A 15,208-nucleotide genomic window follows, 5' to 3' on the forward strand; every position below is an offset into this window, starting at 1 on the left:
ATATCGGCGAACGCGAGGACGCCGAGACCGGGCTGGTCTACCTCAACGCCCGCTACTACGATCCGAAAGTGGGCCGCTTCCTGTCGCCCGACAGCCTCGACCCAACCCTGCCGGGCGTGGGCACGAACCGCTATGCGTATGCGCTGAATGATCCGATCAATCTCAAGGATCCGTCGGGCTTTGCCTCGGACGACAGTTCCGATTACGGCGCCGGCGGCGACATGAACGATGGGCACTACAGCGCTACAGACCAGGTCCGCGACCAGGAAGCCGCTATCGCCGACGGCAGCTACAGCGCCGCCCCTGGCGCCCAAGGCGGCGATTGGTCGGAGGAGGAAAAGGAATTTTACGGCCTTCAGGTCAGCCCTGCGCCTGGTCCCCTAGAGGCATGTGCGCCCTACAAACCCGGCATCGGTCACAACATGGGGCCGCCGATGAGGGGGCCGGCTATGGGCCGGATGGGCGGGCCCCTTGGGCTTCTAGCAGCGATCGTTGCCGAATGGTTTGGAAATCCGATTCAAGATATTTCGCCAGCGGACGTTGCCCGAGCTCAGACCAAAGCCAATCAGTTCAGCTCGTTCACCGACCCTGCCCGGATTGGGCAACCGATCGGACCGAATCCCTATGGCGTGCCTGAAAGCTGGGTCGGCCAACCTGCGAACAACAACAGAGGAGTCAGCTATCGAGATCCAAACAATCCAGGTTATAATGAAGCGCGGTTCTCGACTGGGAATCCAGGATTTATGTCCTATACTGGGCCATACGGAACTGTGCAGGTCAACGGCAATTACTATGATAGTCTCGGTAATATTGTCTCAAATAGATCCGGCGGTGCTCACCAAAGACCGGGAGAACTTACGTTCCCAAGTCAATGAGATTTTAGAGTTAAGATATGAGAAACGTCTATTATTCCGACCTCAGTGAGGTTGTAGATGCCATTTCTGATAGAGAATATCAGAATGCTTCTTGGTTCGGATCTAATCTCAACCTAATGGATTCTCCCGGAGAGCAAATTCATCGGCTACTGAGTGGCGATAAACTTGACAATATCATACGCGAGCAGCGATTTAATTTGGACGCCCGCATCTATGATCTGCTGTCGCAGTTAAAAGCCGCCATTCTGGCCTATCAGGCGGAAGTCGGCCTCGATCCCGATCCGCGAGTCACACTTGATCACCCGAAATGGGAAGCAATCCGGGTTATCGCCCGTGAGATCACCAGCCTGTTGCCGGACGAGCCACCCACTCCCTGGATCCCTTGACTGAAAGCTCGCGCCAAGTCTCCCCAGCGGCTGAAAATGAACGACCGGCCCCAGGTCTACGACGCCAACGGCAACCTGCGTCAGGGCGGCGGGCGGATTATCGCGTGGGACGGGGAGAACCGGCCGGAGGAGATCGCGGCCGGTCTCTCCACGGTGAGATTCGCGTACGGGCCTGACGGGGCGCGGCTGACGAAGACCGTCAAGACCGACCCGAACGATCCGGTCGGCCGCACGACGCTCTACCTCGGCCCCGACGTGGAGCGCGCGCCGGGACCGGCCTCCGCCGGGATCTGGACGGTCTATCCGCATCCCGACATCCGGCTGCAGCCCTCTCCCGGGGGCCATGACGCCATCGTCCAGCGCGACCACCTCGGCAGCCTGCGCCGCCTGACCCGCCCCGACGGCGCCGCCCTCGCCTCGAGCGTGCACCGGGCCTTTGGCGAGAAGCTGGTGGCTTCGGGCGCGGACAAGCTCGACAGCCACGGCTCGCGAACGCTCGTTCTTGTTGAAAACTCGCAACGCAAGGTTTTGTTATCTCGTAACAAGACCTAGTTTGGTGGCCACATCGGAGTAGGATCGTGAGCCCCGTTCCCAGCTTGAATTCGGTTGCATTGTTGCCGACTATCACTATCGCGAATCTCGACGGTGATAGTTTCACCTACCCGGAACAATCCGGTGCTGTCCTAATCGATCAGGGAGCTGGAGTTTCCGTAGCGGCAAGTCCTCCGATTTTCGCCGGGTTGATTTTGACCGCCTCCATCGGCGACATGTCTTCGACTCAGATCCTCTCGGTCCGCCATCAGGGTATGGGGGCGGGGCAAGTCGGCTTCGAGAACGGGTTCATCACATATGAAGGCACGCCAATCGGCGAGGCAACCGGCGGGGCCGGCGAACTGTTGACGATCATCCTGACGACGAACGATGTCACCGCGGTCACGGCTCTCCTCCGGAACCTCACCTATGCGGATACGGGTGACGCCCCGGAGTCATTCAGCGAGATTACGATCGAGTTCTCGGACGATGACGGTGTCCTGGGAAGCGCAGTCGTGGCCGTGAATGCCACGCCGGCGGACGATCCGCCGGAGGCCGAAGACGACGGGTTCTCCCTCATCGTCAATGACGCCGTCACCGGCACTCTCACCGGCAACGATTTCGATCCAGACCACCCGGATGAAGGGATCCTTGATGTTGTTAGTTTGACGGATACGGTCGGCATCGAGCACCCGGTTCCCGCCGTGGGGAGTGTCGATGTCATCGGGATATACGGGACGCTGACCATCGATGCGACGGGGGTGTTTACCTACACGGCCGACAACGCGGGTTCTGTGGCTCCAGGCGACACGGTGACGGAAACGTTCAACTACACGATCGTCGATCAGGATGGAAGCGAAGCGACGGCGACGGTCAGTTTCGCGGTCACGGCTCCGCCCCTGTTCAAGTTTGCGAATCTCGACGGCGACACGCTGATCTACCGAGAAGGCTCCACTCCGCTTTTGCTCGACAATGGGTCCGACGCTCTCGTGGTCGGCACGCTTCCCACGCTCGAGGGTGTTGTCCTGACGGTTGCGCTCGATCAAGCGTCGGGATCCAAAATTCTTTCCGTCATTGGCGGAGGCAGCGGACCGGGCCAAATCGATATCTTGGCGGACGGCACGGTGAGATTCGAAGCCGTAGAGATTGGGGTTCTGTCCAACGAACCGGGCGAGCCTCTGAGCGTCGTTTTTTCCGCCGCCGCCACGATCGATGCAATCGCGGCTCTGGTTCGGCGCATCGCTTATGCGGATACGAGCGAGGCACCCTCTGACGGGACCGTGGACTTCACGCTATCGAGCGGAACGACGGTGCTGTCGGTTTCACACGTTTCGGTGACGGCCGAAGGCACGCAAGACGATCCGGTCGCGGACGCGGATATCGGAACGGTGACCGCCGGAGGGTCTCTGACGGGCCGAGTGACCCAAAATGATATCGACCCCGACGATGCCGCCGCGGTCTTGACCGTGACGACATTCAATGCGGGCGCCTCCGGCGGGAACCCCCAGGCTGCCGCCGGGGCGTCCATTCAGGGTACATTCGGATCTCTGACGCTGAACGCGGACGGCACCTATACATATTTGGCAAGCGATACCAGCGCGATTCCGCCTGGCGGCTCAGGACAGGACTTGTTCACCTACAACATCACGAGTTCCGCAGGCGGCGAGGCTACGGCTCAGCTCGAGATCACGGTGGAAAATCCTCTACAGCAGTCTCTCTTCACATTCTCCAATTTCGACGGCGATGCACTCGATTACGACGAGCAATCAGGCCCCGTGATTGTCGATCAAGATGTTTCGGTGGTTTCGGACGGGATTGGATGGGATGGCGTGAAGCTCCTGTTCGATTTCGGCGGGGCCGCACCGGGAGAAATCATCGCGCTGCGACATCAAGGGACGAGCGCAGGACAGATCGGCCTTTCGGGTCCCCATGTGAGCTATTCCGGGAGTACCATCGGCAGCGTCACGCGCCTCTCGGCCACGTCTTTCGAGATCCTTTTCAATGGGGCGGCGAGCGACGAGATCGTCTCGGCGGTTCTGCGCAACGTCGAATATGACAACCCCAACGAGATCATCAGTTCGGCCGCCCGGACCATGACGACGACGGCGAGTCTTAATGGACAGGCCTTCGGAGCTGACACTGCCACGTTCCAAATCAAGTCATCGGACGATCCTCTCCTGCCAGGGGACGACGCGGCCCTCATCTTCGAAGAAACGACCATTTCGGGCAATGTCTTCACCAACGATGTGGATCCTGACCGGCCGCCTCCGCTGGTCAAGGATCTGGAAATTCGCGGTGCCGTGTCCGGTATCGCCACACCATTATCGCAGGCCGTGACCGGCCCGCTCGTTGTCGCAGGGCAATACGGTTCGCTTATCCTCAATCAAGACGGAACCTTCACCTATCACGCTGACCGAGCCGACGATCTAATCGGCGGCGAAACGGCAACCGACGTTTTCACCTACCTGACCAGGAACGACACCGGCGACGAGGCTTCAGCTCGCCTCGTCCTCACGGTCAAAGGATCAGATGAGGTTCGGATCGGCAGCGAGTCTGCCGACGCCCTGACGGGTGGCCGCGGATCGGACCAGCTCAACGGTCTTGGAGGTGACGACCGTCTCCTTGGTGGAGATGGAACCGACGTTCTGACTGGCGATGCGGGTAACGACACACTGGACGGCGGAACCGGTGCCGACCTCATGTATGGCGGTGAAGGAAACGACACTTTCATGGTCGATAACGCGCAAGACCGCGTCATAGAGAGCGGAAAGGGAAGGGACACAATCCTCACGACGGTCAGCCTCACGCTCCGGACGAAGCTCCCGATCGAACTGATTCAGGCTCTCGGCACGGACTTCAGTCAGCTGCAACTCGTCGGAAACGAATTCCGCCAGACGATTCGAGGGAGTTTGGGAGCGGACACTTTGAACGGCAAGGGGGGTGCCGACACACTCAAGGGCGACAAGGGCAAAGATATTTTTATCTTCAGTAACCGAAGCGATGGTGTCGATACGATTCTTGATTTCAGGGCCAAAGAGGACAAGATCCACTTCGTCGGAAAAGCATTCGGGCTGCGCAAAGGGAAGCTGAAGGCAGAAGCCTTTGTGAAGTTTAAGGGCGCCCCAAAGGCCCAGGAAGACGACGACCGTATCCTGTACGATCGGAGCAAGGGCTATTTGTATGCCGACGTGGATGGGAGCGGCGGCAAATCGCCGGTTTTGTTAGCGATGTTCAAGAACAAGCCGGCTCTTGGACCAAAAGACTTCTTCATTCTCTGATCTCACGTGGCAGATGACAGCACCCTCCTTTTACTTGCGGCCGTGTATCTGGTTCTCGTCTCACTGGCGATCTCGGTCATCGATTCACGCCGGCTTGTGATCCCGAATGCCTTGAACACCGCGAATGCCGGCGGCGGGTTGATGTTCGCTGCGTTTGCCAAAACAATGCCGTTCCTTTCGTGCCTCATCGGCGGCGCGCTCGGGGTTGTCGCGCTGCTGGCGCTGCGCTCCGGCTACCGGAGCATCAGGGGACGTGACGGCCTGGGTCTCGGGGACGTGAAGTTCATGGCCGGCGCCGGCCTCTGGGTCGGCTGGCAAGGCCTTGCGCCGCTGTTGCTGGTATCAGCGCTCTCCGCGCTCATCTTTCTGACGCTTCGCGGGACCTTGAGCGGCCATTTCGATCCGCAGCGGCAGCTTCCGTTCGGCCCTTTTCTATGCACCGGAACGTTGACGATCTGGACTGTTCAGGTCGCAGGCGTCGCACCGTGGATCAGCCCATGACGGGGGAGATCGACCAAGCTTTCCCTGAAGCGGAGGAGGCTCTTGTCGAGCGCGTGCTGAAGGCTCTGACCGAGCGAGCGGCTTTGACCCCTCAAGCCCTGGAGCGCGGTCGCCGTGCTGCAACGGAAAGTGGTGAGCGCCACGATCGAGTCCTCAATAAGCTCGGACTCGTGCCTGACGCTGCACTGACGGATGCTTGGTCAACGGTGACGGGCCTCAGGATTGCGGCCGTCGACGAATACCCGACGGAAGCGCTTCTCACCGAGACGTTGCCGGTAGCCTTCCTGGCTCACGCACAAGCAATCCCGATTCGCGTGAACGACGCGACTTTGCACCTCGCCGTGGTCGATCCGCTCGACAGGTTCAGTCCTGCGGCCATCAAGGAAAAGACAGGCCTTGATGTCATACGGCTTCTAGCGCGACCGGGGGATTTCACAACCGCCTTTGCGCGCCTCTACCATTCCGCCGCCGCCGAGCCGGAATCCCAGGACGGCATCGATGTTGGGTCGGGCCTCTATCTCGATGTGGAACGGCTCCGCGACCTTGCCAGTGATGCGCCGGTGATCAGGATGGTCCATCGATTGATCGACCAGGCCATCGAGCGCAAAGCATCCGATCTTCACATTTCCGGCACGCGCACGGGCGTGCGCGTACGGTATCGCATCGATGGACTCTTGCACGATGCTGAAACACCCCCGCCACATCTCCACGCCGCGATCATCTCTCGGCTCAAGATCATGGCCGGTCTCGATATCGCCGAAAGGCGCTTGCCGCAGGACGGGCGCATCCGCGTGCCGTGGCGAGGGCGTGAGATCGACCTGCGCGTTTCGACGATGCCGCACCTGAACGGGGAGGGTGCGGTGCTGCGTGTTCTTGATCGGTCCAACGTGGCATTGGATTTCGCGACTGTCGGCTTGTCGCCACCGATCATCAAGTCGCTCCGCCAGGTCCTGTCTCAAACGCATGGGCTTCTGCTGGTGACGGGCCCTACTGGTTCGGGCAAGACCACGACGCTCTATGCAGCTCTTGAGTCGATTGCCGCGCCGGAGCTGAACGTTGTGACGGTTGAGGACCCGGTCGAGTATCAACTCGATGGCATCAACCAGATCCAGGTCAGCAAAAAGATCGGCCTCGACTTCGCCGGCGCCTTGCGAGCCGTTCTCCGGCAGGACCCGGACGTGATCATGGTCGGGGAGATTCGTGACAGCGAGACCGCCGCGGTTGCGAATCAGGCGGCGCTGACCGGACATCTGGTGCTTGCGACCCTTCACACCAATAACGCCGTGGCGGCCCTGCCGCGCCTTGTCGACATGGGCATCGAGCCTTATCTTCTCGCTTCAACGGTCCGTGCGTCCATGGCGCAGCGGCTGGCGCGCCGTCTGTGCCAGGCTTGCCGCGAGCCCCACCCAATCGACCCGTTCTTCCGGGATATCTGGGGAGAGCGCCTGAAGAGCGACATCTGCTTCCGTTCTGCTGGGTGCTCGGCTTGCGGTGGAACGGGCCATGCGGGCCGTATCGCCATCGCCGAATTCGTGCCGATGACGGCGTCGTTTCGATCACATCTCCTGCGCCGCTCGGATGAGGCAACCCTCTCCGAGGACGCACAGGCTGGCGGCTTCGAAACGATGCTGGACGATGGTCTTGCAAAAGTTGCCGCAGGACTCATAGACGTTCACGAGCTTGTCCGGATCATCGGGTCCACATGATGGCAAGCTTTCGCTTTTTAGCTGCCACAGCCAGAAACGAAAAACGCGACGGCGTCATCGAGGCCGAAACCCTGCAGGATGCACTCAGTCTCCTGCAGGATCGTGGCCTCTTCGTTATTCGGCTTGGCAAGCCTTCGCGGCTTTCCTCGCTTTGGACCATTCTCAACCGCGACGTGACCTTGAGGCGGCCTCTAGCAGCAGCGGAATTGGCGCGTCTGTCTCAGGAATGGGGTGGACTCGTCGAAGCAGGCATTCCTGTTGAGGAAAGCCTCGCATTGCTCGGCAACACGGGCCGCTCGGCCCCTCGGCAGGTGCTTCAAGCCGTCAGAGAGGCTGTGAAGGCAGGCACGGCACTGCATGAGGCGCTGGGTCGATTTCCAGGTTCATTTCCGCTGGTGTACCGAGCTCTCGTGCGGGCCGGAGAGACCGCGGGCAATCTCGGTCCCACTCTTCGACGGCTTGGGGATGACTTGATGGCTCGCCGTGCGTTGACCGAAGACGTTCGGAATGCGCTCCTGTATCCGCTGTTCCTTCTTGTGACGGCGAGCGCCGGGATCCTAGTCCTCTTGCTTGTTGTGGTTCCCAACCTCGAAACGCTGATGGGCGATGGAGGCGAAAAGCGGCTTCCTCCGGTGACGCGGTTGGTTCTTGCCGTCAGCCATATTCTGCGTGACTACGGCGCTGCGCTGCTGGTCGCCGCGGCCGTGCTGACGCTTGCCACTGTGTTCCTCATTCTGACACCGGCCGGGCGCGTCCGCCTCGACGCCTTTGTTCTGAGGATGCCGGTCTTCGGATCGCTGGTAAGAACGATCGAGACTGGCCGTTTCGCGAGGACGCTCAGTTCTCTCCTGGACGGCGGCGTGGTCGTGTCGGCCGCGATGTTGATCGCGCTACAAACAGTCGCCAACCGTCGCATCCGTGCAGGTCTCGAATCTGCCCATCAATCCATCGTTTCCGGCGCAGCGATTGGGGACGCTATTTCGGCGAGCGATGTATTCCGCGAAGATGCCATCGGCCTGATCCGCGTCGGAGAGAGGACGGGCCGCCTCGCCGAAACGCTCGGGCGGGCCGCCGCCCTGCATGAGGCGCGAGCGACGCGACAGTTGAAGGCTCTGACGGTCATGCTGACGCCGCTTATGACCATAGGCTTCGGCGCCATAGCGGGCGTCATCGTTTACGCCATGCTGTCCACCATTCTCGGCATCAACGAACTTGCGGGTCCATAGTGAAGAAGCCACCTAACATCTTTGATCCCCTCCGGTTCCGCCGGGCAGGGTACCATTTCCATCACGACAACAGCGGGATGACGCTCCTCGAGATCCTAGTGGTGATGGTGATCCTTGGCCTTTTGGCAACGCTCGGATCGATTCAACTGATGGGGTATCTCGACCGCGCCAAAGCCGATACGGCGCGACTTCAGGTGCAGGAGCTGATGACGGCGCTCGACCTTTTCCGCATCGATGTCGGTCGTGCGCCGTCCACGAGCGAGGGCCTGCAGGTGTTGCTCGATGGACCCGCAGGTCTTGCCAACTGGCGTGGCCCGTACCTGCGGAGCAGGAATATTCTGACGGATCCGTGGCGCCGCCCTTATCATTACAAGGCGCCAGGCGAGCACGGGGAGTACGACCTTGTCAGCTTCGGGGCTGACGGGGCCGGCGGTGGCGAGAAAGAGAATCGGGATGTGGCGAGCTGGTCCGAATACTGAGTCCGCCTTTACGCTGCTCGAAATGCTGGTCGTTCTGACGATCCTCTCGCTCATCGGAACTGCCACCGCGATCGGGCTGCCAAGCGCGCGTGACCGTATCAGATTTGCGCAGGCTGGCGCTTGGCTTGACAACATGCTGACGAACCTGCGCGGACAGGCACGGCGCGAGAGCCGCATGACCTGGGTAGAGTTCGATCCTGACGCGGGGAGATACCGCCTCGCTCATGCCGAGTGGCGTGCTTTGCCGCCGGGGGTCACGTGGGTGGTGAAGTCTGACCGATTGCCGATTGTTGCGTCTCCGACCGTCACTTTCCTGCCTGACGGCACAGGGTCAGGGGCCGCGATCACCATACGGGCGGGAGGCTACTCCTCCGTTCATCGAGTTGAATGGCTAACCGGATTGATCCGTCATGCGCATTACTGATGAGCGTCGCGCCGGCTTCACCTTGCTCGAAGCGCTCGTAGCTCTCACGATTTTGGCTGGCACGACGGCCTCGCTCATGATGTTGATCGCCACGAACCGGCGGGCGCAAGCCGATGCTGACGCCGATCTCTCGGTAGCCCTGCATGCACGCACGTTGTTGGCTCGGATCGGCCGCGATCTGCCGCTCGAGATCGGCACAATATCGGGCACTTTCGAAGACGGCCGCACCTGGTCCATTCTCGCCACGCCGTTCGGGCCTGAGCCGGCGACACCCAACTCGACTCTGCTCCAGGTCAAGGTCCGTCTGCAGCGGATGGTCTCCAAGCCGTCGCTCATTGAGGTCGTCACCCTCAAGAGGACGCCGAGATGAGCGTTTCCCACCGCAAGATCAACGAGGCAGGGTTCGCCGTCGTTGATCTCCTGGTCGCGATCGCCGTGGCGGGCCTCGCCGGATCGATCCTGGTGGGACTCGTGACGTTCGTCGAACGCAGTCGTGCGGAAACGACGCGTCGCGACAGGGAGCACGAGGGGGCTGCGATCGTGGAGCGGGTGCTTCGGACTCTTCTGGACAGCGCTCCCCCGTTCGTCCCCGGGGTGCCTCTGCGTTCGGCAGTCGCGGGGGATGAGCAAGAACTGACCGTGACATCGAGCGGACTGCCGATCATCAGTCTTCCGCAGGCCGCCGCCTTCCGCTTGCGCCGGGAAGCCGAACGCTCCCGATCGGACGTGGTTCTGACGTGGGTTGACGACAAAGGACGGGAGCAACGCACGCTGCTCGCCGAAGGAGTGTCCGAGTTGACATTGGCCTACCTGCCTCTCGAACGCGATCCGTCGAAAGGCCCAACCTCAAGAAAGGCGACGTGGCGTTCACAGTGGCGCGCCGGGGATGGACCTTTGACCGCGCTGCGGCTGGCGCTCCGGTTCGGAGCAGCCTCGACACCCAGGGTGTTCGTGATCCCGATTGAGGCCGATCTTCCGGCAGCCTGTCTGCGGAACCCACGGCAAACTGGCTGCTTGCTGGAAGGTTTCGGCTGATGAACGGACCCTCGAGGTCGAAGCGCATCCGGCTCTCTACCGTCTTGTCGAAGCAGGCGGATCTGTGGACATCGTTCTTCAGCCCTGCGCTGGCGCGCATCGCGCGTCGGGGGGGAACGCGCATCGTCGTCCGCAGCGTACAAGGAGGATTCACGGCCAGCCTCGTTCCTTCAACGAAGGAAGATTTGCAAGTCCATTGGCAAGAGGAACCTGCCTGTTGGCAACCCGCAGCCTCTTTCCAACGGCTTCTCCGCGCCGCGCATGAGCAACCTGTCGATCTGGAGCTACCGTCTGAGCTTACCTTGACACAAAGCGTTAAGCTCCCCGAGACGGCACTCACGAGCCTGCCGGAAGCGATCGCATATGGACTTCCGTCTTGGAGCCCATTCCAGGCCGACGACGTATATGTGAGCGCGACCGTCGATGAGGTTCAGGCGGGACAGGCCAAAGTTCGCCTCCACTATGTGCTGAAGACTAAGGCCGATCCCCTGGTCGCTCGCCTCGGTGCCATTGGACTCCCGGCAGACCGGCTTGTTATCGACTCCATGCCGAACCAATTCGTGACGCTCCCGACACCTAAATTGGCCCGTCTTCGGAAGGCGCGTCATATCGACGGAGTCCTCGCCATAACGGCCATTTCTCTTGCCCTTCTTCTCGGCTCATTTCGGGTAACAATCCTCTCCGAAAGGCTTGAAGAGGCCGAAACGCTCCTTCGGTCGGAAGTCGTGCAGTTTCGTCAAATGCAAGCTCTCCAGGCGGCTTACACGTCATTCGCCGCGCGCCGGGCAGCCGTGTCGGAAAGGCGCGCACGGGAGGTCGGCGCATATGAGCTTCTCGTTGCTCTCGCTCGGCACTTGCCGGACGGCGCCCTCGTTCAGACACTGGAAGTCGGCAGTAGTCGAGGGCGGGTCGATCTCTCCGGCATCAATCCCGATGCCGCCCTGACGGCGCTTCGCGTCATTCCGATCCTTCGGAATTTGAAGATCGAGCCGGCGCGCGGATCGCGTTCGATTGCCGCGACCTTCGAGTTTGCGAGGAACAGCCCATGACGCGCTGGCGGCCTGCATTTGCCGTGATCGCCGCGGTGCTGCTGGTAGGTGGCGGTCTTGTGCTGGCAAGCGCGGGAGCCGACCGCCGTGTTGCGCTGGCGTCAACACAGATCCGCCTCACCGAGCTGCGAGCGCAACGCCTCGACCCGCGCGACGTTGATGCCATGACGCGAGCGCTCGCCGCGGCGCCTGATCCGCAAACAGGCCTTCTGACCGCAAACGACGCTGAAGCCGCTCCCCGGTTGGAAGCGGTTATCCGCTCGGTCGCTCAGGGCCACAATGCGGAGATACAGTCGATTTCTCTTGCGGCAGATACGACAAGCAGCAAACTGCCCGTTGTTCGTGGGAACCTGCATCTGGTCATCAGCGACGAAAGCATCGGGTCCTTTTTGAGATCTCTGGAATCAGGATCGCCGGCTGTTTTTCTAGAGCGCCTTCGGATCTCCTATAGACCGTCGACTGAAAGCGACCACGAAGCTCTCATGCTCGATTTGACGGCTTCGATCCTCGCCTACCGCGACATGCCGGCGGCCGGAATGTCTACGCCATGAGGCCGCGGCGTATCGTACTCATCGGCGTCAACGTGGCGCTTCTCGTGGCCTTTTGGCCACTTGCGGACGAACTGCTATCCACCGATGCGTCGCGTCGTACGGCTTTCAAGCAAAGTTCTGTTTTGTTGCCGGTCACCAATTCCTGGCCCGAGCAACCCGAACTCGCACGACCGCTCTTTCGCGCCGGGCCCTCGCCTGCCGAGCAGGACGATCCACCGGGCATCGGCTCCAGCCCGAACATGCGCCTTTTGGGCATCGTGCTCACCGAGCACCGTCGGATTGCGGTGCTGGAGCGCGACGGGGCGACCCTGCGTGTTGAAGAGGGCGACGATTTGGACGGCTGGCAAGTCGCGAGGATCGAGCCTCGCAAGGTCCGTCTTGAGAATTCGGAGCAGCACATCGATGTCCTGTTGGATATGCCGGCCGATGCCCCTTGAGCAACGGCCCGACCGGCTACGCGATCCGGGCGGCTTCGTGCTGCTCTCCGTATTGCTGGTGATCGGGATCGTATCTGCTCTCGTGATCGCGCTGACGATGACCGTACGTGCCGATCGCACCAATGCCGCCATCGAACGGCGCCTTGTGCAGGCGAGTGCGCTTGCGGACGCCGGGCTCACTCGCATCATTGCCGCTCTGGAAGGGCAGGACGATCCCCTTTTGTCCAACCTCTCCAAGCCGATCTACTGGCGTTTCGCTGGCCAGGAGGTCGTCGTCTCGCTTGTGCCCGAAGCTGGCAAGGTCGACTTGAATTCCGGTGACTCGGACCTCGTGGTCAACGTGCTGGGCGCGGTGGTCCGGGACGGCGTCGTGGCCGATCGCCTTGTTCGGCGGCTGGCTGCGATGCGCCGGGACGGCCAAGGCCTGGAAACCGTGCGCGGCCTTCTCGACCCTGATGATCGCGCAGGCCCTCTGGCCCGCGACTTCGAAGCGGTCTTCACCGTTTGGACGAATCTTCGCGGCGTTGACCCAAAGTTCGCTCCTTCAGTCGTCCTGCGCAATCTCCCCGGTCTTCAAGCGGGCGAAGCAGAACTCCTCGTCCAGGCGAGCGCCCGTGGGGCCTATGCCGAGTTGTCGCCCTTCATCACCCGCTTCGGGCCTCTCCTCGGTGCAACCAGGCCGATTTACCGGGCACGTGCTGAAGCAAATGTCGAGGGTGCAACGGCTCGAAGGGAGGTTCTCCTGGCGCACAACCCCACGAGACGCTTGGTCTGGGTGGTGTTCTGGCGCGACACAGTGGAATGAAGCGTGCTTTAGTCGACCGTTGTCCCCGCAAAAGAACTCGGCTCTTTCCCCGTTCCTGCTCCCATGTTCGAGGAAACCGCCTCGGCCCATCCTTCTCCTGGGAAGCGCCTCTGTTCGATACGCTTATTCAGCGTCGCCGGCTGCGGCTAAGGCAACTTGGTGGAGCTGAGGGGAATCGAACCCCTGACCTCTGCAGTGCGATTGCAGCGCTCTCCCATCTGAGCTACAGCCCCGGTCGCTGACGTGACCAAGCGGCGAACTTTTTAGGCTCCCGGCCTTTGCTCTGTCAATCGGGTGACAAGGGGCGAGAGGTCATCCTCCGGCAAAAGCGGCCTCCCGCCCTTGTTGGGTTGTTCCCGCAGGCGAGGGGCGTTACATGAGCAACGTCCGTCCCCCGCGAGAACCCCATGCGCGCCCTGCTCGAAATCATTCTGATGGCCCTCCAGCTCTATGTCTATCTCATCGTCGCCTCGGCGATTCTGAGCTGGCTGGTGGCTTTCAACGTCGTCAATACCCGCAGTAACGTCGTTCGCTCGATCTGGAATTTCCTCGATGCGGTGACCGAGCCGGCCCTGAGGCCGATCAGGAACATCCTGCCCAATCTCGGCGGGGTCGATATCTCGCCCGTCATCCTGATCCTGCTGATCATCTTCATTCAGAAGCTGATTCAGGATTATCTCCTGCCGGTCGCCTTCTAGGAGCGGGCAATTGCCCTGGCGGCCTCGCCCGGATGGGCTCGAGGTGCGGGTGCGCGTTACGCCCCGAGGTGGGCGCGATGCCATCGAGGGCATCGACATCATGGCGGACGGTCAGCGCGTCCTGAAGGTGCGGGTGCGCGCCGTGCCCGAAGACGGAGCCGCCAACGAGGCGGTGAGGCGGCTTCTCGCCAAGGCTTTGCGCCTTCCGGCCTCCGCCGTCAGGCTCGAGGCCGGCGCGACGGCGCGCCTGAAGACGTTCGTGGTGGAAGGCGATGCGCAGGATTTGACGACGCGGCTCGCCGCGATGACAGGATCGAAAACATGAGCGCGACGATCATCGATGGAAAAGCCTACGCGGCGGGCCTGCGAGGGCGGGTTGCCGATGCGGTGGCGGCGCTCGCCGCGAACGGCATGGTCCCTGGCCTTGCGGTGGTTCTGGTGGGGGAGGATCCCGCAAGCCACGTTTACGTAAAGAACAAGGCCCGCCAGACCGTCGAAGTCGGGATGCGCTCGTTCGAGCACCGGCTTCCGGCTTCCGTTACCGAAACAGAGGTGCTGGATCTCGTCTCTCGCCTGAATGCCGACCCCGCTGTCGATGGCATCCTGGTACAGTTGCCGCTTCCGTTACAAATCGACACGCAAAAAATCATCGAGGCGATCGACCCGGCCAAGGATGTCGATGGCTTTCACCCCATCAATGCGGGCCGGCTGATGACCGGGGTGCGAGGCTTCGTCTCCTGCACGCCGCTGGGCTGCCTTCTGCTCATCCGCTCGGTCCAGCCCAATCTCGCCGGGCTCGACGCCGTGGTGATCGGGCGCTCGAATATTGTCGGCAAGCCGATGGCCCAGTTGCTGGTGAGCCAGAACTGCACGGTCACCATCGCCCACTCCAAGACCCGCGATCTCAAGGATGTCTGCCGCCGCGCGGATATTCTGGTCGCGGCAGTCGGCCGGCCTGAAATGGTGCGGGGCGATTGGATCAAGCCGGGGGCCATTGTCATCGATGTGGGCATCAACCGGATCCCGAATCCTGATGCGGGCGAGGGTAGGACCCGGCTGATCGGCGACGTCGCCTACGGAGAAGCCGCACAAGTCGCGTCCGCCATCACGCCGGTTCCGGGCGGCGTCGGCCCCATGACCATCGCGTGCCTGCTGCGCAATACGCTGGAGGCCGCCTGCCTTCGGCGCGGCTTGCCGATGCCGGCACTGGACGCCGCTGCCTGAAAA

At 61.6% G+C, this 15,208-nt stretch carries 18 protein-coding genes and 1 tRNA gene; 18 read left to right on the forward strand and 1 reads right to left on the reverse strand.

All coding sequences use genetic code 11. The features are described 5' to 3' along the window. From FEZ63_RS21675 to FEZ63_RS21745, 15 genes are all read left to right on the forward strand, one after another. Positions 1-875 (forward strand): RHS repeat-associated core domain-containing protein (locus tag FEZ63_RS21675; protein ID WP_201274252.1); only part of this gene is annotated, 875 nt, incomplete at its 5' end. 17 nt (positions 876-892) lie between these two features. Next, positions 893-1,261: a hypothetical protein gene (locus FEZ63_RS21680; protein ID WP_150948580.1), complete on the forward strand. Its 369-nt coding sequence runs from the start codon at positions 893-895 to the stop codon at positions 1,259-1,261. Positions 1,262-1,297: 36 nt separating this feature from the next. Next, positions 1,298-1,813 (forward strand): hypothetical protein, encoded by a 516-nt coding sequence (locus tag FEZ63_RS21685; RefSeq protein ID WP_150948583.1) that lies wholly within the window; start codon positions 1,298-1,300, stop codon positions 1,811-1,813. Between the two features lie 26 nt (positions 1,814-1,839). Continuing rightward, on the forward strand, positions 1,840-5,070 hold the full coding sequence (locus tag FEZ63_RS21690; RefSeq protein WP_150948585.1) for an Ig-like domain-containing protein: 3,231 nt from the start codon (positions 1,840-1,842) through the stop codon (positions 5,068-5,070). Between the two features lie 6 nt (positions 5,071-5,076). After that, entirely contained in the window at positions 5,077-5,571 is a 495-nt protein-coding gene (locus FEZ63_RS21695; RefSeq protein WP_150948588.1) for a prepilin peptidase, read from the forward strand. Then, positions 5,568-7,277: a GspE/PulE family protein gene (locus tag FEZ63_RS21700; RefSeq protein WP_150948591.1), complete on the forward strand. Its 1,710-nt coding sequence runs from the start codon at positions 5,568-5,570 to the stop codon at positions 7,275-7,277. Before FEZ63_RS21695 ends, FEZ63_RS21700 begins: the two co-directional genes overlap by 4 nt. Then, a complete protein-coding gene (locus FEZ63_RS21705; protein WP_150948594.1) occupies positions 7,274-8,503 on the forward strand; it encodes a type II secretion system F family protein in 1,230 nt (409 codons plus the stop codon). The genes FEZ63_RS21700 and FEZ63_RS21705 overlap by 4 nt, the downstream gene beginning before the upstream one ends. Further along, positions 8,503-8,982 (forward strand): type II secretion system major pseudopilin GspG, encoded by a 480-nt coding sequence (gene gspG / locus FEZ63_RS21710; RefSeq protein ID WP_275552361.1) that lies wholly within the window; start codon positions 8,503-8,505, stop codon positions 8,980-8,982. Before FEZ63_RS21705 ends, gspG begins: the two co-directional genes overlap by 1 nt. Next, on the forward strand, positions 8,957-9,406 hold the full coding sequence (locus FEZ63_RS21715) for a prepilin-type N-terminal cleavage/methylation domain-containing protein (RefSeq protein WP_150948601.1): 450 nt from the start codon (positions 8,957-8,959) through the stop codon (positions 9,404-9,406). Before gspG ends, FEZ63_RS21715 begins: the two co-directional genes overlap by 26 nt. Beyond that, positions 9,393-9,776 (forward strand): PulJ/GspJ family protein, encoded by a 384-nt coding sequence (locus FEZ63_RS21720; RefSeq protein WP_150948606.1) that lies wholly within the window; start codon positions 9,393-9,395, stop codon positions 9,774-9,776. The genes FEZ63_RS21715 and FEZ63_RS21720 overlap by 14 nt, the downstream gene beginning before the upstream one ends. Next, a complete protein-coding gene (locus FEZ63_RS21725) occupies positions 9,773-10,441 on the forward strand; it encodes a hypothetical protein (RefSeq protein ID WP_150948609.1) in 669 nt (222 codons plus the stop codon). The genes FEZ63_RS21720 and FEZ63_RS21725 overlap by 4 nt, the downstream gene beginning before the upstream one ends. A 302-nt stretch (positions 10,442-10,743) precedes the next feature. Then, positions 10,744-11,490, forward strand: coding sequence for a hypothetical protein (locus tag FEZ63_RS21730; RefSeq protein WP_150948612.1), 747 nt, complete (start codon positions 10,744-10,746; stop codon positions 11,488-11,490). Next, positions 11,487-12,041: a GspMb/PilO family protein gene (locus tag FEZ63_RS21735; RefSeq protein WP_150948615.1), complete on the forward strand. Its 555-nt coding sequence runs from the start codon at positions 11,487-11,489 to the stop codon at positions 12,039-12,041. The genes FEZ63_RS21730 and FEZ63_RS21735 overlap by 4 nt, the downstream gene beginning before the upstream one ends. Next, the gene (locus tag FEZ63_RS21740; RefSeq protein WP_150948618.1) at positions 12,038-12,478 is read left to right on the forward strand and encodes a hypothetical protein; all 441 of its coding nucleotides are present in this window, start codon (positions 12,038-12,040) and stop codon (positions 12,476-12,478) included. The genes FEZ63_RS21735 and FEZ63_RS21740 overlap by 4 nt, the downstream gene beginning before the upstream one ends. After that, the gene (locus FEZ63_RS21745) at positions 12,468-13,283 is read left to right on the forward strand and encodes a hypothetical protein (protein ID WP_150948621.1); all 816 of its coding nucleotides are present in this window, start codon (positions 12,468-12,470) and stop codon (positions 13,281-13,283) included. Before FEZ63_RS21740 ends, FEZ63_RS21745 begins: the two co-directional genes overlap by 11 nt. A gap of 157 nt (positions 13,284-13,440) precedes the next feature. Here FEZ63_RS21745 and FEZ63_RS21750 read toward each other — a convergent pair. Continuing rightward, positions 13,441-13,516, reverse strand: a tRNA-Ala gene (locus tag FEZ63_RS21750). A gap of 174 nt (positions 13,517-13,690) precedes the next feature. On the opposite strand from FEZ63_RS21750, the gene FEZ63_RS21755 reads away from it, so the two are divergent. From FEZ63_RS21755 to folD, 3 genes are read left to right on the forward strand one after another with little or no spacing between them, the layout of a single operon-like run. Then, positions 13,691-13,981 carry a YggT family protein gene (locus tag FEZ63_RS21755; protein ID WP_150948625.1) on the forward strand — a complete coding sequence of 97 codons (291 nt, stop codon included), beginning with the start codon at positions 13,691-13,693 and terminating at the stop codon, positions 13,979-13,981. Between the two features lie 10 nt (positions 13,982-13,991). Then, positions 13,992-14,306 (forward strand): DUF167 family protein, encoded by a 315-nt coding sequence (locus tag FEZ63_RS21760; protein ID WP_150948628.1) that lies wholly within the window; start codon positions 13,992-13,994, stop codon positions 14,304-14,306. Next, positions 14,303-15,205, forward strand: coding sequence for a bifunctional methylenetetrahydrofolate dehydrogenase/methenyltetrahydrofolate cyclohydrolase FolD (gene folD / locus FEZ63_RS21765; protein ID WP_150948630.1), 903 nt, complete (start codon positions 14,303-14,305; stop codon positions 15,203-15,205). The genes FEZ63_RS21760 and folD overlap by 4 nt, the downstream gene beginning before the upstream one ends. The last annotated feature ends 3 nt before the right edge of the window (positions 15,206-15,208 follow it).

Origin of the sequence: Microvirga brassicacearum (assembly GCF_008757455.1) — a bacterium.
Lineage (GTDB): Bacteria > Pseudomonadota > Alphaproteobacteria > Rhizobiales > Beijerinckiaceae > Microvirga > Microvirga brassicacearum.

What these genes read in the sequence shown, in the direction of transcription:
- FEZ63_RS21700 (WP_150948591.1), top strand. Translation starts at nt 5,568, where the DNA reads ATGACGGGGGAGATCGACCAAGCTTTCCCTGAAGCGGAGGAGGCTCTT.
- FEZ63_RS21740 (WP_150948618.1), top strand. Translation starts at nt 12,038, where the DNA reads ATGAGGCCGCGGCGTATCGTACTCATCGGCGTCAACGTGGCGCTTCTC.
- FEZ63_RS21755 (WP_150948625.1), top strand. Translation starts at nt 13,691, where the DNA reads ATGCGCGCCCTGCTCGAAATCATTCTGATGGCCCTCCAGCTCTATGTC.
- FEZ63_RS21715 (WP_150948601.1), top strand. Translation starts at nt 8,957, where the DNA reads ATGTGGCGAGCTGGTCCGAATACTGAGTCCGCCTTTACGCTGCTCGAA.
- FEZ63_RS21745 (WP_150948621.1), top strand. Translation starts at nt 12,468, where the DNA reads ATGCCCCTTGAGCAACGGCCCGACCGGCTACGCGATCCGGGCGGCTTC.
- FEZ63_RS21680 (WP_150948580.1), top strand. Translation starts at nt 893, where the DNA reads ATGAGAAACGTCTATTATTCCGACCTCAGTGAGGTTGTAGATGCCATT.
- FEZ63_RS21735 (WP_150948615.1), top strand. Translation starts at nt 11,487, where the DNA reads ATGACGCGCTGGCGGCCTGCATTTGCCGTGATCGCCGCGGTGCTGCTG.
- FEZ63_RS21705 (WP_150948594.1), top strand. Translation starts at nt 7,274, where the DNA reads ATGATGGCAAGCTTTCGCTTTTTAGCTGCCACAGCCAGAAACGAAAAA.
- FEZ63_RS21720 (WP_150948606.1), top strand. Translation starts at nt 9,393, where the DNA reads ATGCGCATTACTGATGAGCGTCGCGCCGGCTTCACCTTGCTCGAAGCG.
- FEZ63_RS21685 (WP_150948583.1), top strand. Translation starts at nt 1,298, where the DNA reads ATGAACGACCGGCCCCAGGTCTACGACGCCAACGGCAACCTGCGTCAG.
- folD (WP_150948630.1), top strand. Translation starts at nt 14,303, where the DNA reads ATGAGCGCGACGATCATCGATGGAAAAGCCTACGCGGCGGGCCTGCGA.
- FEZ63_RS21725 (WP_150948609.1), top strand. Translation starts at nt 9,773, where the DNA reads ATGAGCGTTTCCCACCGCAAGATCAACGAGGCAGGGTTCGCCGTCGTT.